Annotated in this window: 13 protein-coding genes, 1 tRNA gene, 1 other RNA gene and 5 pseudogenes; 11 read left to right on the top strand and 9 right to left on the bottom strand. The window is 62.9% G+C overall.

What is annotated here, in order from left to right; genetic code table 11:
* Window positions 1–12: 12 nt before the first annotated feature.
* Window positions 13–1,170, top strand: coding sequence for a 2,3,4,5-tetrahydropyridine-2,6-dicarboxylate N-succinyltransferase (gene dapD / locus J5I97_RS11455; protein WP_208586625.1), 1,158 nt, complete (start codon window positions 13–15; stop codon window positions 1,168–1,170).
* Between the two features lie 213 nt (window positions 1,171–1,383).
* Entirely contained in the window at window positions 1,384–1,740 is a 357-nt protein-coding gene (locus J5I97_RS11450; protein WP_208586624.1) for an arsenate reductase, read from the top strand.
* Window positions 1,741–1,854: 114 nt separating this feature from the next.
* Here J5I97_RS11450 and J5I97_RS11445 read toward each other — a convergent pair.
* Window positions 1,855–1,930: non-coding RNA, sX9 sRNA (locus tag J5I97_RS11445), on the bottom strand.
* Window positions 1,931–2,095: 165 nt separating this feature from the next.
* On the opposite strand from J5I97_RS11445, the gene dapE reads away from it, so the two are divergent.
* Window positions 2,096–3,226, top strand: coding sequence for a succinyl-diaminopimelate desuccinylase (dapE, locus tag J5I97_RS11440; RefSeq protein WP_208586623.1), 1,131 nt, complete (start codon window positions 2,096–2,098; stop codon window positions 3,224–3,226).
* 293 nt (window positions 3,227–3,519) lie between these two features.
* Window positions 3,520–5,214, top strand: a complete 1,695-nt coding sequence (gene asnB / locus J5I97_RS11435) for an asparagine synthase B (protein WP_208586622.1) — start codon at window positions 3,520–3,522, stop codon at window positions 5,212–5,214.
* A 64-nt stretch (window positions 5,215–5,278) separates the two neighbouring features.
* Here asnB and hpaM read toward each other — a convergent pair whose 3' ends face one another.
* The 3 genes and pseudogenes from hpaM to J5I97_RS11420 form a co-directional block, all read right to left on the bottom strand.
* Window positions 5,279–6,328 (bottom strand): type III secretion-associated outer membrane-bound protein HpaM, encoded by a 1,050-nt coding sequence (gene hpaM, locus J5I97_RS11430; protein WP_208586621.1) that lies wholly within the window; start codon window positions 6,326–6,328, stop codon window positions 5,279–5,281.
* Between the two features lie 466 nt (window positions 6,329–6,794).
* Window positions 6,795–7,975, bottom strand: a pseudogene (locus tag J5I97_RS11425) (TonB-dependent receptor domain-containing protein).
* Between the two features lie 344 nt (window positions 7,976–8,319).
* Window positions 8,320–10,737: a penicillin acylase family protein gene (locus J5I97_RS11420; protein ID WP_208586619.1), complete on the bottom strand. Its 2,418-nt coding sequence runs from the start codon at window positions 10,735–10,737 to the stop codon at window positions 8,320–8,322.
* A gap of 147 nt (window positions 10,738–10,884) precedes the next feature.
* Here J5I97_RS11420 and bfr point away from each other — a divergent pair, with 147 nt between their 5' ends.
* Entirely contained in the window at window positions 10,885–11,370 is a 486-nt protein-coding gene (gene bfr / locus J5I97_RS11415) for a bacterioferritin (protein ID WP_208586617.1), read from the top strand.
* A 395-nt stretch (window positions 11,371–11,765) separates the two neighbouring features.
* On the opposite strand, the gene parC is transcribed toward bfr, so the two are convergent.
* Together parC and J5I97_RS20565 are read right to left on the bottom strand one after the other, a co-directional pair.
* Window positions 11,766–14,009, bottom strand: a complete 2,244-nt coding sequence (parC, locus tag J5I97_RS11410) for a DNA topoisomerase IV subunit A (RefSeq protein ID WP_208586615.1) — start codon at window positions 14,007–14,009, stop codon at window positions 11,766–11,768.
* Between the two features lie 166 nt (window positions 14,010–14,175).
* Window positions 14,176–14,322, bottom strand: a pseudogene (locus tag J5I97_RS20565) (AraC family transcriptional regulator); the annotation flags it as partial.
* Between the two features lie 133 nt (window positions 14,323–14,455).
* Between J5I97_RS20565 and J5I97_RS11400 the strand changes: the two are divergent.
* From J5I97_RS11400 to J5I97_RS19990, 5 genes and pseudogenes are all read left to right on the top strand, one after another.
* Complete coding sequence (locus J5I97_RS11400) at window positions 14,456–14,896, top strand: MarR family winged helix-turn-helix transcriptional regulator (protein WP_208586613.1); 441 nt, start codon at window positions 14,456–14,458, stop codon at window positions 14,894–14,896.
* The gene (locus J5I97_RS11395) at window positions 14,893–16,407 is read left to right on the top strand and encodes an AdeC/AdeK/OprM family multidrug efflux complex outer membrane factor (protein ID WP_208586611.1); all 1,515 of its coding nucleotides are present in this window, start codon (window positions 14,893–14,895) and stop codon (window positions 16,405–16,407) included. The genes J5I97_RS11400 and J5I97_RS11395 overlap by 4 nt, the downstream gene beginning before the upstream one ends.
* A 10-nt stretch (window positions 16,408–16,417) precedes the next feature.
* Window positions 16,418–17,611 (top strand): efflux RND transporter periplasmic adaptor subunit, encoded by a 1,194-nt coding sequence (locus J5I97_RS11390; RefSeq protein ID WP_208586610.1) that lies wholly within the window; start codon window positions 16,418–16,420, stop codon window positions 17,609–17,611.
* Between the two features lie 6 nt (window positions 17,612–17,617).
* Window positions 17,618–19,198 (top strand): DHA2 family efflux MFS transporter permease subunit, encoded by a 1,581-nt coding sequence (locus J5I97_RS11385; protein WP_208586609.1) that lies wholly within the window; start codon window positions 17,618–17,620, stop codon window positions 19,196–19,198.
* Between the two features lie 4 nt (window positions 19,199–19,202).
* Window positions 19,203–19,422, top strand: a pseudogene (locus J5I97_RS19990) (hypothetical protein); the annotation flags it as partial.
* A 157-nt stretch (window positions 19,423–19,579) separates the two neighbouring features.
* Here J5I97_RS19990 and J5I97_RS11380 read toward each other — a convergent pair.
* The 3 genes and pseudogenes from J5I97_RS11380 to J5I97_RS11375 form a co-directional block, all read right to left on the bottom strand.
* Window positions 19,580–19,666: transfer RNA gene (locus J5I97_RS11380), tRNA-Leu, on the bottom strand.
* A 58-nt stretch (window positions 19,667–19,724) separates the two neighbouring features.
* Window positions 19,725–19,905, bottom strand: a pseudogene (locus J5I97_RS19985) (hypothetical protein); the annotation flags it as partial.
* Window positions 19,906–20,142: 237 nt separating this feature from the next.
* A pseudogene (locus tag J5I97_RS11375) lies at window positions 20,143–21,276 on the bottom strand (M14 family zinc carboxypeptidase); the annotation flags it as partial.
* Between the two features lie 122 nt (window positions 21,277–21,398).
* Between J5I97_RS11375 and J5I97_RS11370 the strand changes: the two are divergent.
* Window positions 21,399–22,964, top strand: a complete 1,566-nt coding sequence (locus J5I97_RS11370) for an oligopeptide:H+ symporter (RefSeq protein WP_208586608.1) — start codon at window positions 21,399–21,401, stop codon at window positions 22,962–22,964.
* The last annotated feature ends 7 nt before the right edge of the window (window positions 22,965–22,971 follow it).

The following is a 22,971-nucleotide window of genomic DNA, read 5'->3' as shown; positions in this document are numbered from 1 at the left end:
TCCGGAGCCCCCATGGCCACTAGCAAGAAGACAGCGCGCAAGCAGAGCGCAGCCACCACCAGCGCAGCGCCCAAGCCGAGCAGCAAGGCCACCAACGCGCCTGTCGCCGATGCCGCTAAGTCTGTCGCGGTTGTCGGTAAGAAGGCCGCTGTGAAGAAAACTAGCGGCAACAAACGCGTTGCCACGAAGACCGTCGCCAAGACGGCGACTGGCGTTGCGCCGCGCGTGGCCAAGCAGCCGACCAGCGTCGTTGCCGCGCCGGCTGCCAAAAAGGCTGCAGCGGCGAAGAAACTGCCGATCGCCGAAAAGGCCGTGCACACCGCCGCAACGCATGTGGGCCATGACGAACTCAAGTTCGGGATCGAAAGTGCATTCGAACGTCGCGGCACTTTGACCATCGACGAAATCGATGGCTCCACCCGCGCCATCGTCACCCGCGTCATCGACGGCCTGGAGAGCGGTGAGCTCCGCGTCGCCGAGCCGGACGGGCAGGGCGGCTGGACCGTCAACGAGTGGTTGAAGAAGGCCGTGCTGCTGTATTTCCGCGTCAACGAGATGGCCGTGATCGACGCGCAGCCGGCGCCGTTCTGGGATAAGGTCGAATCACGCTTTGCCGGCTTCCACGAAGCCGAGTTCCGCAAGGCCGGTGTGCGTGTGGTGCCGGGCGCAGTCGCCCGTCGCGGCAGTTACTTCGGCAAGGACGTGGTGTTGATGCCGAGCTTCACCAACATCGGTGCGTACGTGGGCGAAGGCACCATGGTCGACACCTGGGCCACCGTGGGCTCTTGCGCGCAGATCGGCAAGCACTGCCATCTGTCAGGCGGCGCTGGCATCGGCGGCGTGCTCGAACCGTTGCAGGCCAGCCCGACCGTCATTGAAGATCATTGTTTTATCGGCGCGCGTTCGGAAGTGGTTGAGGGTGTAGTCGTCGGCCATCACAGCGTGATCGGCATGGGCGTGTTCATCGGCCAGAGCACGCGCATCTACAATCGCGCCACTGGCGAGATTTCCTATGGTTATGTGCCGCCGTATAGCGTGGTGGTGTCCGGGCAGCTACCGTCGAATGATGGCTCGCACTCGCTGTATTGCGCGGTGATCGTCAAGCAGGTGGACGCCAAGACGCGTAGCAAGACCAGCGTGAATGAGTTGCTGCGTGGGTTGGCGGATTGAAGGCAAGTCAACAAGAAAACTGCTCAACCTCCTACGCAGGTTTGCGACCGCTCCGTTAGTTCCATTGTCCCTTGTGGAAGGTGGCGCGCAGCGCCGGATGAAGAGGCGTGGGAAACCTGGCGGTCGTGGGTACACGAGGCTTCCACCCGTACCCTCACCCTTAACCCCTGTCCCGACGGAAGAAGGCTTCAAAGGTCGAACTTGGATGCGCTCATGAACACACTTTACGGACTCAAAAACTGCGATACCTGCAAGAAAGCCACCAAGTGGCTGGACCGTTTCGGTGTTGCCTATGCCTTTGTCGATTACCGCGAGCACAAGCCCGAGCCGGAGACGCTGGTTGTATGGGCGGACAAGGTCGGCCGATTCGATGCGTTGATCAACAAATCCTCGAGCACTTGGCGGCAGCTGCCGGACAACCGCAAGGCCGCAGCCAGCGCTGCCGAATGGAAGCTACTGTTGCGCGAATACCCGCAGATGATCCGACGTCCGGTGGTCATCACCGCCGACGGTGCATTGATTCAGGGCTTTTCCGATAATGGCTTCAAGAAGCTGTTCGGTATCGGCTGAGCAGTGCAGTGCCATCACTGCGCAGCTTGACCGCCGCGGCTGTCATCGCTGGTGCGGCGATGTAAACCGCGCCGATGAGAAACGGATGATTGCCGATCAGGTCGCGCTAAGAGCGGCTAACAAACCGTAGCGAGCAGTCGTCAGGTGGGTGCTCACGGCGCGCAGGAACCGGAGTGTAGGCGTGGTACATGCCGATTCCGAGCACCGGCCGCGCCCGCCTGGCGGTGAGCGCAGTCGTTTTACTAGCCGCTCTAAGGCTAACGCGATCGCAACCGCGATCAACGCATGCTTTGGATCACTGCATGCTTGGTCTTCAATCAACGCCGCTGATGCGGCCCCATTGTGGTGATGTTGCATGAGCGATGTGCTGGATCTGGCGTGTGACCTGATCGCGCGCGCCTCGGTGACGCCGGCCGATGCCGGCTGCCAGGCGCTGATTGCGCAGCGCCTGAGCGCGGCTGGATTCGCATACGAACACCTACGCCTGGGCGAGGTCGACAATCTGTGGGCCACGCATGGCAGCGGTGCGCCTGTGTTGGTATTGCTAGGGCATACCGATGTGGTGCCGCCGGGGCCGCGCGAGGCATGGACCAGCGATCCGTTCGACCCTCAGATTCGCGATGGCGTGCTGTACGGGCGCGGCGCAGCCGACATGAAAGGCAGCGTGGCCGCCTTCGCCATCGCAGCCGAACAGTTCGTCGTCGCCCACCCGGAGCACACCGGCACGCTGGCGGTGCTGCTGACCTCCGACGAAGAAGGCGATGCCATCGATGGCGTGCGGCGCGTTGCCGAGTTGTTTCGCGAGCGCGGGCAGACGATCGATTGGTGCATCACCGGCGAGCCATCGTCCACCGAGCGATTGGGCGACCTATTGCGTGTCGGTCGTCGCGGCAGTCTGTCCGGCACGCTGACGGTGAAGGGCATACAGGGGCATGTGGCGTATCCGCACAAAGCGCGCAATCCGATCCATCTGGCAGCGCCGGCACTGGCCGAGCTGGTCGCGCGGCAGTGGGACGATGGCTTCGAAAGTTTTCCGCCGACCAGCCTGCAACTTTCCAATATCCATGCGGGCACCGGTGCCAACAACGTGATTCCGGGCGAGCTGCAGGTGGCCTTCAATCTGCGCTACACCCCGCACTGGGATGCGCCACGGCTGGAAGCGGAAATCACTGCATTGCTGGATCGCCACGCACTGGACTATGCGCTGCGCTGGCATCGCAGCGGCGAGCCGTTCTACACGCCGGAAGGGCGCTTGCGCAGCGTCGCGCGTGAGGTCTTGGGTCAATTCGCCGGCGCGCCACCGGAAGAGAGCACCGGCGGGGGCACCTCGGATGCGCGCTTCATCGCGCCGCTAGGTGCGCAGTGCATCGAAGTCGGCCCGGTCAACGCCAGCATCCATCAGGTCGATGAGCACGTGCGTGTGGCCGATCTGAAAGCGCTGCCTGCGCTGTATCGCACGTTGATCGAGCGCTTGCTGGTCGCGTGATTGCCTGTTTTCCGCCGTCGTTGCCGCTGAAACAGTTGCGCTATTGAAAACGAACGGTTAGCGTCGGCTGCATGCTTATCCACATCGCCGACCTCAATGTCGCCAACCGCAACGATCTGCGCGCGAATAATCGTGCGCTGCCGATGCGGGTCTGCGACTAGGCGAAGTAAACTAAAACGCCCAGCAATCAGAAAACCCGCATCGGCCGATGCGGGTTTTTTTATGGGTGTCATTCTCGTGCAGCACGCTATCTCGCCGGCCGCCAACCCCCGCAGTTCATCAGGAGTTTTTCCATGTGTTCCATCTTCGGTATTTTCGGCCTGCAACCCGGTGACGATCTGCAGGCATTGCGCAGGCAGGCACTGCAATGTTCGCAGCGGCAGCGCCATCGCGGCCCGGACTGGAGCGGCGTGTATGTCGATACCGGTGCGATCCTGGTGCATGAGCGCCTGGCCATCGTCGACCCGGCTGGCGGCTCGCAGCCGTTGCTGTCCGAAGATGGAAACCTCGCGCTCGCTGTAAATGGCGAGATCTACAACCATCGGGACCTCAAACAGGAATTGCTGCACCCGTACGCATTCCAGACCGGCTCCGATTGCGAGGTGATCAACGCGCTGTACCGCGAAGACGCGCCAGCCTCGTATCTCAACCGCCTCAACGGCATCTTCGCGTTCGCGCTGTGGGACAAGGCCGCAGCGCGCGTAATTATCGCACGTGATCCGATTGGTGTGGTTCCGTTGTACTGGGGTCACGACCGCGAAGGCCGCTTGCGTGTGGCGTCCGAACTGAAATCGCTGGTGGACGATTGCGCCGATGCCGCGCAGTTTCCGCCCGGTCATTGGTACGACAGCGCCACCGGCGCGCTGAGCCGCTACTACGAGCGGTCCTGGCGCGAATACGCCGAAGTGGAAGGCGTGCAGGTGCAACTGCAGGAATTGCGCGAGGCGTTCGAGCGTGCGGTGCATCGTCAGTTGATGACCGACGTGCCGTATGGCGTGCTGCTGTCCGGTGGATTGGATTCGTCGTTGGTCGCGGCAGTGGCCGCGCGCTACGCACGTCATCGCATCGAAGAAAACGACACCACCGAAGCATGGTGGCCGCGGTTGCATTCGTTCGCGATCGGCTTGAAAGGATCACCGGATTTGGCGGCTGCGGAAGTGGCCGCCGCAGCACTGGGCACGGTGCACCACGGCTTCGAATACACCTTCGAAGAAGGCCTGGATGCGTTGCCTGAAGTCATTCGCCATATCGAGACCTACGACGTCACCACCATTCGCGCGTCCACGCCGATGTTCTTGCTGGCGCGACGCATCAAGGCGATGGGCGTGAAGATGGTGCTGTCCGGCGAAGGCAGCGACGAAATCTTCGGCGGCTATCTATACTTCCACAAGGCCCCGAGCGCGCGCGAATTCCACGAGGAACTGGTGCGCAAATTGGACGCGCTCAACAACTACGATTGCCTGCGCGCCAACAAGTCGATGATGGCCTGGGGCGTGGAGCCGCGCGTACCGTTCCTGGATCGCGAATTCCTGGATGTGGCGATGCGCATGGACGCCAGCTTCAAGATGATCGACAAGACCGGTACTGGCGCCTCGCGGATGGAAAAGGGCGTGCTGCGCGAAGCCTTCTCCGGTTATCTGCCCGAGTCGATTCTATGGCGGCAGAAAGAGCAGTTCAGCGATGGTGTGGGCTATGGCTGGATCGATGGGCTGAAGGCGCATGCCGCCTCGCATGTGAGCGACCGCGAACTGGGTGCGGCCGACAAGCGCTTTCCGGTCAATCCGCCGCAGACCAAGGAAGCGTATTTCTATCGCACGCTGTTCGAACAGTTTTTCCCTGGCCAGGCAGCTGCCGAAACCGTGCCGGGCGGCAAGTCGATCGCGTGTTCGTCGCCTACGGCAATTGCCTGGGACGCGAGCTTTGCGGCGATGGCCGACCCCTCTGGCCGCGCGATTGCCGGCGTGCACGAACAAGCGCTGGCGTCGTAACGGTGATGCAGTTGCAGCGGCCGGCATGCGCTTACGCATTACGCACTGCCGGCCGCTGTGGCGATCAGTCGCTGCGTACGCAATAGCCGTAGCGCTGCGGCTCGATATCAACGCCGGCCACATCGGCCTGATTGTTGCGCCACAGGTTCGGCTTGAAGTCGGCCGCGGTGCAGTTTGCAGCTCGGTCCACACCGACGGTGTAGGTGAACGGCGTGTTGGAGAAACGATTGTTCTCGAACACATTTTCCTGGCTCATGCTGTTGTCCCAGCACAGAACTTCCGGCGTGCGATGATGAATAGCGCAGGCCAAAAACACGCCGGCAAGCTTGTTGCCGTCGAACTGGTTGTTGCTGAAGCGGTTGCGCCGCGCATCCGACAGATAGATGCCCTGGCTGCCGTTGCGCTCGAAGCGGTTGTTGCGGATTTCGCTATCTTCCAGGTGCTCGATGGTCAGGCCTGCTGCTACGTTGTCGTGGATATAGTTGTTGGCCATGGTGACCTTGGCCGTACGGTTGAACGACACGCCGTCCCAGATAGCGCCGGACACATCGTTGTTTTCGACGGTGATCTCGCTGGTGTCGTATTCGCTCAGCAGGCAGGCGCTGCGGCACTTGTTGACTTGCAGGCCGGCGAGCCGGATGCCCTGGCCCGACCGCACCACCACTGCGCTATTGCTCAGGTACGGGCGCTCGGGCATGAACTCTTTTTCGCCGGTGCTGGCAACGATTTGCATGTCTTCGATGCTGACATTGCGGATCACGCCGGTCGGCTGCTGGTTTTCGTAGTCGCCGACCACCAGTGCCGGTTGTTGCACGCCATCAGCCATGCGCAGCACGGTGCTCGGGCCCTTGCCGCGGAGCGTAAGATTGCCGCGGTGGATCGATACCAATCCACTCAACGGAAATTCGCCTTTTTCCAGGCACAACACCGCAGGCGTGTCGCTTTGCGGAAGTTTGTCGATGGCTTTTTGCAGATCCTGGCCAGGGCGCACTTTTGCAGTGCAGGCGGCGACGGGCGCGTCAGGCGGGCCGGGTTTAGCCGGTGGCGCGGCAGAGCAGGCAGTCGCAAATACCAGTGGCAAAAGGACAAAAACGGAGCGGTCAAGCAGAGGCATGCGGATTCCGGTCAGTGATAGGGAGAAAGGCGATGGTGTGGAAACCACTCCAGATCGCGACGGTCTCTAGTGTCTCCCAACAGACGTTAAGTTCCAGCGGACGCGCACCTGCATTATTCGGCGCAGGTTCATTGCCTTGCCGTGGTTCAGTCCGCAAGTGTGCGTTGGAGCGCGTAATGGTAGCTGACGAACGTCACACTTGAGAGCGGCCATAAAAACTGCTTTGCAGCCGTCAAACGCGCACCGACAATGCTCGAGATCGGTACGTGCCATTCGTGCACGCCAGGCGATATGAGCGCGCAGTCAGCGTGTGGATGACGACTGCTCATTACGCTTCGTCTTCCACTCGAGGTGTCCGGCCAATGCCATTGCCGCTCAAGTAGCGGCGCGCGCGTGTCACATGCTGACCGCTAACGACACGTCAAGCGCGTGAGGGATGTTCCTAACAGACTCTCGTTTGCTGCTCTCAGAAACTGTATGCCAACTGTGCATAGATGCGTCGCGGCTCGCCCGGGAAGTGTCCTGCGCGTGTATTGAAGCCGCTCACCGCGTAGACCTTGTCGAACAGATTCTTGACGTTGATCTGCAGCTTCCATGCATTCCACTGCGTTTGCCAGCTGATGTCGTAGATCGCATACGGCTTGACGCGCTGACCATCCAGGCTGACGCGTTCGCCCACGTAAGCGGCACCAAACGCAACCGCGCAGCGCCAGGCCCGCAGGTCGTAGCGCGTCCACAGACCGAATGTATTACGCGGTGCATTGGCGAAGCGATCGCCGGACGCATTGGTGATGCCGTTGGTGCCAGCATCGAGCGCCCGTGCATCATTGCAGGCGTAGGTCAGGTTGAGCACCCAACGCTCGGTCAGGTCGGCCAGCAAGTCCATTTCCAGGCCTTCGCTGCGGACCAGACCGAGTGCGGAGAGTTGATTGACGCCATCCACACTACTGCCACCGACGCATCGCCGATCTGGCTCTGGCTATCGGTGTTCCAGCGAAAGCCATCCTCGCCATCGGCATAGGCACCGATGCGGTAACGATGCGGCCGTCTTCGCGCGCAGGGCCAGTCGCTTCGAAGGAGGCTGCACCGAAGGACTGATTGCCCACTTGCAGCTCCAACTTGCAGCTCCACTCGCCGTGCGGCCTGATGACCGGGTTTGCGGGTCACGTAGTTGATCACGCCACCCGGTTCGCCGCCGCCGTACAGCGCACCGACCGGGCCCTTGAGCACTTCCACGCGTTCGATGTCGAACAACTGCGGTACCGAGAAGCCGGCATACGGGTCGCCGCGCAGACCGTCGTACAACACGTTTTCTTGGCGGAATCCGCGCAAGGTCACGCCGGCATAGCTGAAGAAACCGATGCCGCTGATGCTGCGATACAGATCGTTGATCTGGCGTACGGCCTGGTCGTCGATCAACTCACGCGGCAGCACCTGCACCGACTGCGGCACCAGCGCAAGCGGCGTATCGGTACGCGTGGCCACTGCCGCGTCCTCGGATTTGTAGAGCGTCTGCGCGCGGCCTATGACGTCAAGGCCATCCAGGTCGGTGACGGTAGGTAGCGTGGTGGTGCGCTGAGCGAAAGCAGGCAGGGAGGGGACAGCGAGCGCAGCAACGAGCGCGGTTGGAAGAAGCGTGGAGCACATTGGTCACTAATAGGAATGGTTATCAAATGTATCTTGGCATGGGGCGCTCGCTGCATTGCACAGACCGCCAGACGTGCGCAGGTGCGGAGAATTCCTTCTCGCTTCTGCACATTGCCCGCTTCAAGGGGAGACGGTTCCCGAAGCGCGGAAGAGAGCAAGCGCGAAGGCTCGTGTCACCTGCTGCGCGGCGTGCCAGTGGAACCAACGGAAGCAGCCGCATCGGGTTGCATCCAGTGCATCGCTTGCGTCCGTGTCCTCAATTCCGACGCCCGACCCGACCCGCGGTTGCGGCGCGGCGCAAGCCGTGCCTTTTCGCCCGCAGGAGAGGCAAGCACAGCGTGCGCCTACTTCGGCTGTAACTGCAGCGTGTAAAGCGTTGTCGTCGGCAGGAACGGCGTTGGTCTGCCATGCACCCAATCGTCATGGCCCGCTCCCCAGAACGGCGACAACGGATGTGCGCTCTGGCCGCCCGGCATATGTACGATGCCGTCGCGTTCGTGGCCCGGTGACACCACCATGCGTTCGGAGGCGCCGAAGGCAGGACCCTGCACGCGTGGCATGTCGCGATCGCCTGGCAGTTGGTCGGGCGGCATGCACAGCCAGCGCCTGGCGATGGCAGGCAATGCGCGTGTCATCGGATGGCAGATGGCAGCGGTGTTGCGTCCGCCCCAGGTGCGCTGGCCGAGCTGGTCGCCCGATTCGCCTTGCGTGATCGAGTCTGCCTGCGCGCTGCGCGCTGCGTCGGCGAGCAGCTGATCCCAACTTGTATACGTCGGCGGCAATAGATTGGCTGGACGCTGCTGCAACAACGGCCAGACGATGCCTTCCAACTGCGCGCGACGAGGTGGCAGGAAGTCGTCGCCAAGCGCGGATTTGGCCGGTCCCAGCAAACCGGCTTCCACTGCATCGATGGTCATGCTGCGAAAATCGCGTGCGATGCGATAGCTGGCCGAGCTGGTGGAGGCATGCCCGTTCCAATCAAGTTTGGCGAGTTCGATCTGTTGCAGCGCCGGGTCTTTGCTGTGCTCGACCACGCTGCGCAGCAGCTCCCACCAGCGCCTGAGCAACAACGCGCGATCGTCGAGCTGGATGGCGAGCAGATCGCGCTCGGTAAAGCGCTGCTTTGCGAACAAATCATCGCGGATCTGCTGCGCACGCGCGCCCAGGTCGTAGCCGGCGTCGCCGAGCGTGGCCAGCTGTTGCGCATCGACGATGCGGTTGTTGGCGGTCCATAGCCGGTGCGTAGGTGGATCGATCAGCGCAGGCGCATCGTCGCTGCGCACTGACCATGGCACACAACCCGAGGGCGAGGGCTGCGCTGCTGCCGCATCCGCACGCGAGAGCGGCGTGGCGTTCGTCCCCGGCGCCGAGGTGGCAATTTCGGCAATACCGCTCGCGCTGCAACCCGCATTGCGTGCCGGGCGCGCGCCGATCAGGCGCCAGGCGATGCGCCCGTTACGATCGGCCAACAGCAGATTTTGCGCAGGAATGCCCGAGCGATCCGCCACCGCAAACGCGGCCAGCAGATCGCCTGCAGTGCTCATCTGAGCGAAGTCCAGACCGATCGCGCCGGGTAGCTGTGCGGCCCAGCGCAACGCCAGCAGACTGCCATCGGGGTTCTCGTGCAGGACCGGCCCCCAGGCTGCCTCGCGTACTTCAAATCGCACCGGTGCAGCGCCTGCCACGCGAATCGTTTCGACATGCGTGGTGAGTGGCTGCGAATGCGCCGCTGTGGCCGGCGGAATCCGCGCAAAATCTGCCGTGTCGATATAGCTGTTGGTAAATGCCCAGGCCACATGCCCGTTGCTGCCGACCACCACTGCCGGCAGGCCGGGCAGGGTGAAGCCGGTGACGTCCACCTTGCCATCGGGCGCATTGGTGTCGGGGTAGCGCAGGCGCGCGCGAAACCAGATATTGGGCGCGCGCAGGCTCAGATGCATGTCGTCGGCGACGATGGCGCGACCGTCGGCAGTGAGGCTGCCATCCACGGCGAAGTTGTTGCTGCCCGGCGTCGGTTGCTCGGCGCTCGGTGCGGTGGCCGGGTGCGGCAAGCGACGCAGATCCACTGCGGCAGCATCTGGCAGCACGGCATCGCCCAGAGCCGGCCCGAACAGCGGCGCATCCCAGCTGGAACCATGATGGTCGAGCAGTGCTGCCAGTGCCGGCTGCACCACTGCGTGGATGCGGGCGTTGGCCAGTTCGGTCTGGTTGTCGTTGTCCTGCAGCTCGGCGTACATCGCCATGCCGGTGAGGATGGAATCGTCCAGCGTCCAGGCGCGCGGTCTCTGCCGCAGTAGTAGGTACGGCCATGGCCGCACGCGCAAGGCCGCCAGTCCTGCGTTTACGCCGTCGGTGTAGGCCTGCAAGGCTGCGCGTTGACTGCCGGCCGCGATCTCCATGCTGGCCTGCACGCGTGCGCGCAAGCGATGCACGCGGTTGCGCTTGTCCAGCTCCAACGCGGCAGCACCGAACAATTCGGACAACTCACCGGCTGGCGCGCGGCGCATCAGGTCCATCTCGAAATAGCGCTCCTGCGCGTGCACATAGCCGAGCGCGCGCATGGCATCGATCTGGCTGGCCGCATCGATGGTGACTACGCCCAAGCCGTCGCGCTGCACGTTGACCGGTGCCGCAATGCCGGCGAGGGCGCTGGCGCCATCCAACTGCGGCAAGCTGCCGCGCAGCAACAGATAGAGAGTCACGCTGGCTGCCAGGGCCAGCACCACGATTCCCAGCAACAACCCGCCCAGCCATTTGCGCATTATTCATTCCTTAGAGTTCGGTTGAAGTTTGGCCGCTGGTCGTGACCGTGGTGGGTCTTGCCACAAGCGCAACTGAAAGTGATTCCGATTAGATCATTCCCCGGCGGCTTGGGGCACCATGCGCGCATTGCGTTGCTGGAGCACACTATGAAAGGCCATCCCGAAGTCGTCGATTACCTCAAGCAGCTGCTGCGCGGCGAATTGGCGGCACGCGACCAGTATTTCCTGCATTCGCGGCGCTACGAAGATCAGGGCTTGATGGCGCTGTACGAGCGCATCAATCATGAAATGCAGGAGGAAACCGAGCACGCCGACGCGCTGCTGCGGCGCATCCTGTTCCTGGAAGGCGACCCGGACATGCGCCCAGCCGAGTTTGCGCCGGGCAAGACCGTGGTGGAGATGCTCGAGCGCGATCTGGTGGTCGAATACGAGGTGCGCGCCGCACTCGCTGCAGGCATGAAGCTGTGTGAAGACCACGGCGACTACGTCAGCCGCGACATGCTGCTCAAGCAGTTGCAGGACACCGAAGAAGATCACGCTTGGTGGCTGGAGCAGCAGCTGGGCTTGATCAAGCGGATCGGTCTGGAGCTGTACCAGACCTCGAAGATCGACAAGGGCCATGTGGCGGGTTGAGCACGGCGATCTGCGAACTGCCTGGCGAGTAACCGGCGGGGGAGTTGACCGGATCGGCAACTGCTGTTCGTGCGCCTCGGCTCCTGCATGCGGTCTTCGTCGGCTAAAGGCTGCTTGCTGGAGGTGTTGACCACTTGGTTGGCAGTGGCGAGAGAAAGATGCCATGCGGTGCATGCCGCATGGTCATGTTGACGACGGTGTCCAGATAACGTCGGCGCAGCTCGGCGGGCCACAGCGATCGGGGCTGCGCAGCCGGCCAGCACGCTTGCGTCCAGCGCAAACGTATCGCCGCAGATGTCCCTGCAGGCAGGGGGAAAGCTGCTTGCGGCGCCTCAGTGGCCTGAGGCGACCGCGGTTTCAAACGCGCCAATGCGCGCCGGGTTGGCGAATAACTGTTACTGCACGTCCAGCCCATCCACCTTTTGCCACCCGCGCGGCAACAACGATCCTCTGCTCGCACGCGTGCCTACATACGTGTCCAGATCCTTGAACGACAGGCTCATGGTGCGTGCGCCGCTGCGGACCAGCAGCGTGTTGCCCGGTGCCACCGCGACCACCGCGACCACGCGCTCGGTGCCGAGTTTGGCCTTGGGGATTTCGATGATCTTGTTGCCTTTGCCCTTGTCCAGCTCGGGCACATCGCTGGCCGGCACTGCCAGCAGATTGCCGGCGCTGGTGACGGCGACGATGCGGTCTGTCTGCGGGTTGGTCACGTGTGCCGGCGTGAGCACATGCGCGCCGGTGGTCAAATTGAGCATCGCCTTGCCGGCCTTGTTGCGACCGGTGAGGTTTTCGAAACGGGTGACGAAACCGTAGCCGTGCGAGGATGCCAGCACGAAGCGGCTGGTGTTGTCGGCGCTGGCCATGACCTGGAACGCGGCGCCCGAGGCCGGCGAAAAACGCCCGGTCAACGGTTCGCCATTGCCACGTGCCGAGGGCAGGGTGTGCACTGCGGTGGAATAGGCGCGGCCTTCCGAATCCAGGAATGCCACCTGGTGCGTGCTGCGGCTGCGCACTGCGGCCAGAAGGCTGTCGCCATCGCGGTAGGACATGCCTGCCGGATCGACTTCGTGGCCCTTGGCCGCGCGTACCCAGCCCTTTTCCGACAGCACCACGGTCATCGGTTCGCTGGCGACCATTTCGGTCTCGTCGATCGCCTGCGCCGCGCCACGCTGCACCAACGGCGAGCGACGCGCGTCGCCGAACTTCTTGGCGTCGGCGGTGAGTTCGTCCTTGATCAGTTTCTTCAGCTTGGTCTTGCTTTCGAGAATGGCCAGGAGTTGTGCGCGTTCCTTGGCGAGGGCTTCCTGCTCGCCGCGGATCTTCATCTCTTCCAGGCGCGCCAGCTGGCGCAGCTTGGTTTCCAGAATGTATTCAGCCTGTTCTTCGCTGAGCGCGAAGCGGGCGATCAGCACCGGCTTGGGTTCGTCCTCGCTGCGGACGATGCGGATCACTTCATCCAGGTTGAGGAAGGCGATCAACAAGCCTTCCAAAAGGTGCAGGCGACGCTCGACTTTTTGAAGGCGATGGTTCAGGCGACGGGTCACGGTATCGCTGCGGAACGTCAGCCATTCGCTCAGCAGCTGGCGCAGATTCTTGACCTGCGGGCGGCCATCCAGGCCGATTACATTGAGGTTGATGCGGTAGCTGCGCTCAAGATCGGTGGTGACGAACAGGTGGCCCATCAGCTGTTCGGCATCGACGCGGTTGGAACGCGGCACCAGCACCACGCGCACCGGGCTTGTGTGGTCGGATTCGTCGCGGATGTCTTCCAGCCACGGCAGCTTCTTGGCGCGCATTTGCTGGGCGATCTGCTCGATCACCTTGGACGGCGATACCTGATACGGCAGCGCGTCGATGACGATGTTGGCATGTTCTTTCTTGTAGGTCGCACGTGCGCGCACGCTGCCATGCCCGGTCTCGTAGATCGCACGCAGGTCGGCGACCGGGGTGATGATCTCGGCGGTAGTCGGGTAGTCCGGGCCGAGCACGTGTTCGCACAGCTCGGCGACCGTGGCTTCGGGGTAATCGAGCAATCGCAATAGTGCGCTGACGATCTCGTTGAGGTTGTGCGGCGGCACGTCGGTGGCCATGCCCACGGCAATGCCGGTGGTGCCGTTGAGCAACAGGTGCGGCAGGCGTGCCGGCAGCCAGGTCGGCTCTTCCAGGGTGCCGTCGAAGTTGGGTGCCCAATCGGTGGTGCCTTGGATGATTTCGCCCAGTAGCACTTCGGCGATCGGAGTGAGCTTGGATTCGGTATAGCGCATCGCAGCGAACGACTTGGGGTCGTCGGTGGAGCCGAAGTTGCCCTGGCCTTCGATCAGCGGGTAACGGTACGAAAACGGCTGCGCCATCAGCACGAGCGCCTCGTAGCAGGCGCTGTCGCCATGCGGGTGGTACTTACCGATCACATCGCCAACGGTGCGCGCGGATTTCTTCGGTTTGGCGGCGGCATTCAGGCCCAGCTCGCTCATCGCGAAGACGATGCGCCGCTGCACCGGCTTCAGGCCGTCACCCAGGAACGGCAGGGCGCGGTCGAGCACCACGTACATCGAATAGTCGAGATAGGCGCGTTCGGCGTACTCGCGCAGCGGCAACTGTTCGAAGCCGTGGAAGGTGGGGCGGGTCAGATCGGTCATGTAAAGGCAGGTCCTACGAAAGAGAAACCCGCGCCGCAGCGCGGACTCGAAGAGCGCCGATTATCCGGATGCGGCGGGGGATGCCAAGCCACCCGCGCGCGCGCCGGCCAGATAACGCGTGGTCGGGGCGCCTAAATGGCGGTGGAACAGGCGGACGAAAGCGCCGGGGCTGATCCTGCGGCCAGCTGGCGGCACGCAGGATCACCTCGCGGGCAAGCCAGGTCAGGCGAATCATGCCGCCTTGCATGGGCAGTGCTGCGCAGGCATCCGACCGGACCACCACGCCCAAGCCGCGCATCGGCCCGGCAGCTTCACACAGTTATTGGCGCAATTGTATTACCGAGCCAGCGCAGGCGGCTTATATCTTCACGATCCTTACCGGCGTTTTAATACTGGATAAGATATTTGCTTTGACAAATATATTTTTAGGAACAAAATGGTCGTCCATGAACGACCTCTCCACCACCGCACCGTCGTTCGGCTTGCTGTTGCGACAGGTGCGCGACGCGCTGGTGCGCCAGCTCGACGCCGAGATGAAGGGCGAATTGCCCGACGTCGGCTTCAGCCACTACGTCGGTCTAAAGATCCTGGCGGTGCGCTCGCCTTGCACGGCCAACGAATTGGCGTTGGCGCTGGACCAGACACCGAGCGCGGTCACCCGACTGCTCGACAAGTTGGAAGCGCTTGGCGCGGTGCGCCGCGCACCGCATGCCCAGGACCGACGCGCGCTGCAGATCGTCATGACCGAACAAGGCGTGGCGTTGTGGGAGCGGCTGAAGCTGCGCGGCGAGCGTGCGATCGAACACGGCCTGGGTGATCTGGCCGCCCCCGAGCGCGAACAACTCATCTCTCTTCTTATCCGTGTCCGCGACGCACTCAACGCATGAACACTGCTAGTTCCCGGATCCAGACGCTGCGCCCGCGTTCGATGCGTCTGGCGCGCCCGCTCGTCTTGACCGTACTGGCGCTGGCGCTGGCCGCCTGCGCCAGTAGCCGTGGTCTGGCTCCGCAAGGCGCGGTGCTGGAATCTGGCGCGCTGCATGCCGAGCGCACCCTGGCACAAGCCAACCTGAGTACGGCCGCGTGGCCGGCCAGCGATTGGTGGCGCGCGCTGGGCGACCCGCAATTGAACGCGTTGATCGCCGAAGGCCTGCAGCACAGCCCCAGCCTCGCTGCGGCCGACGCTCGCCTGCGTCAGGCCCAAGCACGCACCGGTAAGACGCAGGCCGATCGCGGCCCGAGCCTGTCGCTATCCGGCGGCTACACCGGCCTGCAACTGCCCGAATCGATGGTTGGCGAAGAGCTCGGCGGCAGTTACGGCGGCAGCATGCAGGTAGTGCTGGATTTCCGTTACGGCGTCGATCTGTGGGGCGGCAAGCGCACCGCGTGGGAAGCGGCTGTCGATCAGGCGCATGCGGCCGAAGTGGATGCGCAGGCGGCGCGCCTGAACCTATCGGCGGCGATTGCCGAAGGCTATGCGCAGCTCGCCTACGCCTGGAGCCTGCACGATGTGGCCAACGATGAGGCGACCCGCGCGCAGCAGACGCTGGAGCTGACCCGGCAACGCCGCGGTGCCGGTATCGACAGCGAGTTGCAGGTGCGTCAGGCGCAGGCACGCGTGCCGGCTGCGCAGCAGCAGGTGCAGTCCGCGCAGCAGCAGATCGATGAGGCCCGCACCTTGCTGGCTGCATTGGTCGGGCAGAGCCCGGACCGCGGGTTGGACATCGCACGCCCGGTGTTGGCTGCGGCAATCGCCACGCAATTGCCGAGCAACCTGCCGGCCGATCTGCTGGGCCGTCGTCCCGATGTGGTGGCCGCGCGCTGGCGCGTGGAGGCGGCCGATAAGGACGTTGCAGTCGCCAAGACCCGCTTTTATCCCAGCCTCAACCTTGCTGCGCTAGGCGGGGTGATCAATCCCGACGTCGGCAAGCTGCTGGAAAGCGGGTCGGTGCTCGGTCTGGTCGCTCCGGCCTTGAGCCTGCCGATCTTCGACGGCGGCAAGCTGCGCGCCAACCTGGCCGGCAGCGATGCGCAGTACGACCTGGCGGTGGCCGACTATAACCAGAAGGTGCTCGACGCGCTGCGCGAAGTGGCCGACCAGGTCAATGCGGTGCGCTCGCTGCAGCAACGTGCGCGTGCGCAGAACGACGCCGTGCAGACCGTGAGCGCTGCCGTCGATATCGCACAACAGCGCTACCGCGCCGGCATCGGCAGCTATCTGGACGTGCTCAGCGTGCAGGAGCAATTGCTGCTCGCACGCCAGCGCATGGCCAGCCTGCAATCGCAACAACTTGTGGCTGCGGTGAGGTTGCAGCGTGCCCTGGGCGGCGGATTCACGCCGGAGCCTGCGCGCGATACCGCACACACCGTGCCCGTTTCCGTACAACCGAATTTCTGAGACATCCACGATGAACCAGACGACTTCTATATCTCCCCACCCTGCACCGGCGATGCCGAGCAAGCGCCGTGCGTTGCTGCGCATCGTGGCCATTGCGGTGATCATGGCGATCATCGCCATCGTGGTGTGGTACTTCCTGGTCGGCCGCTGGCATGAGGACACCGACGATGCGTATGTGCAGGGCAACCAGGTGCAGATCACCCCGATGGTGGGCGGTACCGTGGTCAGTATCGGCGCCGAAGACGGCATGCGCGTAGAGCGTGGCCAGGTGCTGGTGCAGCTCGACCCGGCCGACACCGTGGTCGCGTTGCAGCAGGCCGAAGCCAACCTCGCCAAGACCGTGCGTCAGGTGCGTGGTCTGTACCGCAGCGTCGAAGGCGCACAGGCCGAATTGTCGGCGCGTGAGGTCACGCTGCGCAGTGCGCGTGCCGACTTCGCACGTCGTAAGGGCCTGACTGCCAGCGGCGCAATTTCCAACGAAGAACTGGCGCATGCCCGCGAAGAATTGGCCGCAGCCGAAGCCGCAGTCAGTGGCTCGCGCGAGAGCTTCGAGCGTAATCGTGTATTGGTCGACGACAGCGCCGTGGCCAACCAGCCGGACGTGCAGACCGCCGCCGCGCAGTTGCGTCAGGCCTATCTCAACCATATGCGTACCGGTGTGGTTGCGCCGGTGTCCGGCTACGTCGCACGTCGCTCGGCGCAGGTCGGCCAGCGCGTACAGCCGGGCAGCGTGCTGATGGCGGTGGTGCCGCTGGAGCAAGTGTGGGTGGAAGCCAACTTCAAGGAAACCCAGCTCAAGCATATGCGTCTTGGCCAGCGAGTGGAGCTGCATTCGGATCTATACGGCGGTGGCGTCGACTACGCCGGCCGCGTCGAGAGCTTAGGCCTGGGCACCGGCAGCGCGTTCTCGCTGTTGCCGGCGCAAAACGCCAGCGGCAACTGGATCAAGATCGTGCAACGCGTGCCGGTGCGCATCGCGGTGGACTCCAGGCAGCTGGCGAGCAATCCGCTACGCATTGGTCTGTCGATGAAGGTTGACGTCAATTTGCGTGACCAGCAGGGCAGCGTATTGCCAACCAAACTCGCCAACGGCGCGGTGTTCTCCACCGACGTGTATGCGCAGCAGTTGCAGGCCGCCGACGCGGATATCCAGCGCATCATTCAGGACAACCTGCCGCCGCAGGCTGCTTCCAAGGCGAGCTAAGCCACCATGTCTTCGCAAGCTCCCACCGCGCCCGGCGGCCCTTCGGCACCGGCGCCCGCCGCCGGCTTTCGCCCGGCAAGTGTGGCGCTGTGCACCATGGGCCTGGCAATGGCCTCGTTCATGCAGGTGCTGGACACCACTATCGCCAACGTTTCGCTGCCGACGATCGCCGGTAATCTCGGTGCCAGTGCGCAGCAGGCTACCTGGGTCATCACCTCGTTCGCGGTCAGCACCGCGATTGCGTTGCCGCTGACCGGCTGGTTAAGCCGTCGCTTCGGCGAAACCAAGCTGTTCGTGTGGTCCACACTGGCGTTCACCATCGCATCGCTGTTGTGCGGGCTCGCGCAGAGCATGGGCATGCTGGTGGTCGCACGCGCGCTGCAAGGTTTCGTTGCCGGGCCGATGTACCCGATCACCCAGAGTCTGCTGGTGTCGATCTATCCGCGCGAAAAACGCGGGCAAGCACTTGCGTTGTTGGCCATGATCACCGTGGTGGCGCCGATCGCCGGCCCGATTCTCGGCGGCTGGATCACCGACAACTACAGCTGGGAATGGATCTTTTTGATCAACGTGCCTCTGGGCATCATTGCCAGCAGTATTGTCGGCGCGCAGTTGCGTCATCGTCCCGAGCAGCTGGAAAAGCCGCGCATGGATTACATCGGCCTGATCCTGCTGGTGGTCGGCGTGGGCGCGTTGCAGTTGGTACTTGATCTGGGTAACGACGAGGACTGGTTCTCCTCCGACAAGATCGTGGTGCTGGCCTGTGTCGCGGCAATCGCACTGGTGGTGTTCGTGATCTGGGAACTCACCGACAAGGACCCCATCGTCGATCTCAAGCTATTCCGGCATCGCAATTTCCGCGCCGGTACCTTGGCGATGGTAGTGGCGTACGCAGCGTTCTTCAGTGTAAGTCTGCTGATCCCGCAATGGCTGCAACGCGACATGGGTTACACCGCCATCTGGGCTGGCCTTGCCACCGCGCCGATCGGTATTCTGCCGGTGTTGATGACGCCGTTTGTGGGCAAGTACGCGTTGCGTTTCGATCTGCGCATGCTCGCCACTGTTGCTTTTATCTTCTTGTCGTTCACCAGCTTCTTGCGCTCCAACTTCAACCTGCAGGTGGACTTCAACCACGTGGCCACCGTGCAATTGGTAATGGGGGTTGGCGTGGCGCTGTTCTTCATGCCAGTGTTGCAGATTCTGCTGTCGGATCTGGATGGGCGCGAAATCGCCTCAGGCTCCGGTCTCGCCACGTTCCTGCGCACCTTGGGGGGCAGCTTCGCCGCATCGCTCACCACGTATCTGTGGGCACGTCGCACTCAGATCCACCACGCGCACGTCACCGAGCACATTTCGGTGTACGCGCCGGGCATGCGGGAACAGGTCACCGCAATGGGTCAGGGCGACCTGCAACGCGGCGCGGCATCGCTCAACAACATGATCAATCACCAAGCCTCGCAGATGGGTTTCAACGACATCTTTTATCTGCTCGGCTGGACCTTCCTGGCGATCGTCTTTTTCCTGTGGCTGGCCAAACCGCCGTTCGGCGTAGGTGCCGGTGGCGCTGCGGCTGCTGGTGGGCATTAGTTTTCTTAGCCACTCTAACGCCACGCACAAGGACCCGCGTTACACCATCCAGCTGAAGGAGCGTCCGTACGTGCTGTCGATAATCAACGAAGGCGGCGGCGAGCTGTACCTGCCAGACGCGCCGAATCCGAGGCGCCTTCGCTGTTGATGCGCGTTTCTCGGAATATATCGATCCAGAGCATTATCTGACCGACTATCGAGAGCTGGCTTTGGCAGGCACGTAGCAACCCGGTGCGCAGGCGGGTCCGCTGTTTGAGACCTGCTTGCGTCATCGCAATGCGGTCACTTGGCGTGCGAGCGGCCAGCTAACTCCGCATACCGACCTTGCAAACGCAAAAAACCCTGCCTGAGCAGGGTTTTTTGCGATCTACTGTTGAGTCGTGGTGCCCAGGAGAGGACTCGAACCTCCACGAAGTTGCCCCCGCTAGCACCTGAAGCTAGTGCGTCTACCAATTCCGCCACCTGGGCGACTCAGAGGACCGATTGTGCAAGTTGCGCACGAAGCTGTCAACGCATCTCAGACAATAGCCCTGACCGCGCGTGCGGCAGCATTGCGGTCCTTCCCAATCCACTTCATCGATCTGCACGTTCGGCAATGCCGCGCGCAGCGCATGCAACGGCGAGCACGGATGGATGATCGTCAGGCCGGGCCAAGTGGTCGCAGCGAGGCCGGCCACTGCATTGCCGCCGGGATTGGTCATGTCGAGTTCATGCCGAGTGCGATCGTGATCACTAGACAGCGTGGAGCTGGGTGCGTAAACGTTTTCATATCGAGGTATGACACGCGATAGATCCTTGTGGTGCGGTTGCAATCAAGGGAGGGCCCGCAGTGCCGAGTATGAATGGCGCCTTTGGGCGCAGGATCAGATTCAGATGGTTGCCGGCAGTGGGCGCGGCGTCAGAACTGCGTCTGCGCAGTGCGCAACACCGGGTACAACTGGTTTGGAGCGCGGCGCAAATGTCGCCTTGTCTGCGCGGAAGCTCTGCACCGGGTACTCGCCGGCAGTGGCAATGGTGTCGAAGGCGATGCCGTGCAGGCGTAGTTTCTCTGCCACCAGCGCAGCCTGTGCAGCAGGCACCAGAGAGCCGCCACGTGGCGCATCCACTACCACGTCGGGTTTGAGCCGATCGCGTAACGGCACCTTCCACAGTTGCGGCTTGGTTTCGTCGTAGCGCGTCATCAACGTACCGGAAATCGGAGAGGGTGCGCGCGCGTACGCATAGCCACGGAAGGCGACGGTGCGCGTGGCCGGGTCAGCAGCGAATCGCAATGGCTGAGGTTCGCCAGCCAGCTTGGTCGCACGCTGATCGGCGGCCAGTGTATCGGCACGCCATTGCGCACCGTTGCGCGCGGCCTGCTGCGGCACCGATACGATTGCGTTGCAGGTCGCCCGCACGCGCACCGGGTAGGTCTTCCACGAGTGGGTTTCCACCAGCATGCCGAAGCGGTTACGCAGCAGGAAATAGCCATGCGAATAGCGCGGCGGCGATACAGTATCGGCGAAGCCCGATGTCGGGTCGTCTTCGTGCACGAACGAGGGGTAATACGGCAGCGGCAGCGAGCCTTGTCTTGCAAGGTCGCCAATCACCGCATCGCGCCAGCGTGTGCCGTCGCGCTGCAGCATGGCATCGCCGGCATGCACCGGCATGCACCGGCTCGACCTTCACCGAGACGTCGTGCTCGAACTTGGCTCCATCGGTGACATGCAGGTCCACGTACATCAGCCGATCCCACTGCTGCACCAGCCGCAGCACCGCCTGCATTTCCGGCGCATCGGCTTTGAGGTAGTCGCGGTTGAGATTGAGGGTCTGTGCAGTAGTGCGCCAGCCCATTTGTTCGGGGTCACGCTGATTGGGGTGGTTCCAGGTACCGAAGCGCTCGTGGCCATCGACGTTGAACACCGGCACGAACACCTAACACCAGTTTGTCGAGCACGCCTTTACCGGTCTTGCCGTCCAGCATCTTGCGCAGGGACAGAAAACCAGCGTCTTTGCCATCGATCTCGCCGGCATGGATACCGTCTTGCAAGCACCACCGGCAGCTTGCGCCGCGCCGCGCTGCCCGCATCCAGCGCGCCGCCCGGTTGCGCCGTACGCGCGCTATCGCGGGTGTGTGCAGTAGTCCGCACGCCGGGCAATGGCGGCCATCACTCGCGCGGCGGTACGATAGGGCTTGTTTTTCAGCTCGACCGGACCGCCTTTGACCACCCTCACCTTGCCGGGCGCCATTACCGGTGCGCGCCTGCCGCGCCAGATTTCCTTCATTATCGGCAATGAAGCTTGCGAGCGTTTCAGCTTCTACGGGATGCGCAATATCCTGGTGCAGTTCCTGATTGCCTCGCTGTTGCTGCAGGAAATCAGCGGACCCGGCCGTGAGATCGAAGCCAAGCACATCCTGCATAGTTTCATGATCGGGGTGTATTTCTTCCCGCTGCTCGGCGGCTGGCTGGCCTATCGCTTCTTCGGCAAATACCACACCATGTTTTGGTTCAGTCTGATTTATTGCGCGGGCCATGCATGCCTGGCGATGTTCGAAGGCAGCCGCAACGGATTTTTCGTTGGGCTTGGGTTGATCGCGCTGGGCGCGGGCGGCATCAAGCCGCTGGTGGCCTCGTTCATGGGCGACCAGTTCGACCAGTCCAGCAAGCACCTGGCCAAGGTTGTGTTCGATGCCTTCTACTGGATCATCAATTTCGGCTCGTTGTTCGCTTCGCTACTGATTCCGCTGGCGCTGAAAAATCTGTGCCCGTCCTGGGCATTCGGCATTCCCGGCATCCTGATGTTCGTTGCCACCCTGGTGTTCTGGCTGGGCCGCAGGCGCTACGTGCTGGTGCCGTTGCTGCCGAAAGATCCGCATGGCTTCGGCGCGGTGGTGCGCACCGCGTTGCTTGCGCACGCGCCTGGGCAGGGCCGTCCCGGCTTTATGTTCGCAGTCGTGTCGATACTGCTGGCGCTGGGCTGCTTCGCTCTGGTCGGTCAGCTGGGCATCGTTATCTGCCTGTGCATGGCGCTGGTGCTCTTGTTGGCCGGCATCGGTGGTGGCACCTGGTGGCAGCTGGAACGCGCGCGCGGCGCTCACCCGGATGTCGCGGTCGAAGGGGTGCGTGCCTTGCTGCGGGTGTTGGTGATGTTCGCGCTGTTGACACCGTTCTTCTCGCTATTCGATCAGAAGGCATCGACCTGGGTGCTGCAAGGGCGCGAGATGACAATGCCGGCCTGGTTCACAGCATCGCAGATGCAGGCGCTCAATCCGCTGCTGGTGATGCTGCTGATCCTATTCAACAACCTGGTGCTGTACCCGCTGCTGCGCCGTAGCGGTTGGGAGCCGACGCCGCTGCGGCGCATGACCATCGGCATTGCCTTCAGTGGTCTGGCCTGGATCGCCGTCGGTGCCATCCAGCTCGGCATGGACAGCGGCGAGCCGATGCATATCGCCTGGCAGATTCTGCCGTATACGCTGCTGACCGTCGGAGAAGTGCTGGTGTCGGCCACCGGCATCGAATTCGCCTATAGCCAGGCACCGCCCTCGATGAAGAGCGTGGTGATGAGTTTCTGGTATCTCACCACCACGGTCGGCAATCTGTGGGTGCTGTTGTCAAACGTGGCAGTGCGCAACGAGACCGTGACCGCGCAGATCGCCGATACTGGGCTCGGCGAAGCAGGCTTTTTGATGTTTTTCTTCGCGGCCTTCGCGTTTATGGCAGCACTGGCCTTCGGGCTGTATGCACGCCGTTATCGCATGGTCGACAATTACCGTTTTGCCTGAGGTCCGC

The organism is Xanthomonas fragariae, from assembly GCF_017603965.1.
Classification (GTDB): domain Bacteria; phylum Pseudomonadota; class Gammaproteobacteria; order Xanthomonadales; family Xanthomonadaceae; genus Xanthomonas; species Xanthomonas fragariae_A.
This window is presented reverse-complemented; position numbering and strand designations above follow the sequence as displayed.

Excerpts from the sequence above, each read along its gene's own strand:
- J5I97_RS11385 (WP_208586609.1), top strand. The coding sequence starts at position 17,618 with ATGTCTTCGCAAGCTCCCACCGCGCCCGGCGGCCCTTCGGCACCGGCG.
- bfr (WP_208586617.1), top strand. The coding sequence starts at position 10,885 with ATGAAAGGCCATCCCGAAGTCGTCGATTACCTCAAGCAGCTGCTGCGC.
- J5I97_RS11395 (WP_208586611.1), top strand. The coding sequence starts at position 14,893 with ATGAACACTGCTAGTTCCCGGATCCAGACGCTGCGCCCGCGTTCGATG.
- parC (WP_208586615.1), bottom strand. The coding sequence starts at position 14,009 with ATGACCGATCTGACCCGCCCCACCTTCCACGGCTTCGAACAGTTGCCG.
- dapD (WP_208586625.1), top strand. The coding sequence starts at position 13 with ATGGCCACTAGCAAGAAGACAGCGCGCAAGCAGAGCGCAGCCACCACC.
- dapE (WP_208586623.1), top strand. The coding sequence starts at position 2,096 with ATGAGCGATGTGCTGGATCTGGCGTGTGACCTGATCGCGCGCGCCTCG.
- asnB (WP_208586622.1), top strand. The coding sequence starts at position 3,520 with ATGTGTTCCATCTTCGGTATTTTCGGCCTGCAACCCGGTGACGATCTG.
- J5I97_RS11450 (WP_208586624.1), top strand. The coding sequence starts at position 1,384 with ATGAACACACTTTACGGACTCAAAAACTGCGATACCTGCAAGAAAGCC.
- J5I97_RS11420 (WP_208586619.1), bottom strand. The coding sequence starts at position 10,737 with ATGCGCAAATGGCTGGGCGGGTTGTTGCTGGGAATCGTGGTGCTGGCC.
- J5I97_RS11400 (WP_208586613.1), top strand. The coding sequence starts at position 14,456 with ATGAACGACCTCTCCACCACCGCACCGTCGTTCGGCTTGCTGTTGCGA.
- J5I97_RS11390 (WP_208586610.1), top strand. The coding sequence starts at position 16,418 with ATGAACCAGACGACTTCTATATCTCCCCACCCTGCACCGGCGATGCCG.
- hpaM (WP_208586621.1), bottom strand. The coding sequence starts at position 6,328 with ATGCCTCTGCTTGACCGCTCCGTTTTTGTCCTTTTGCCACTGGTATTT.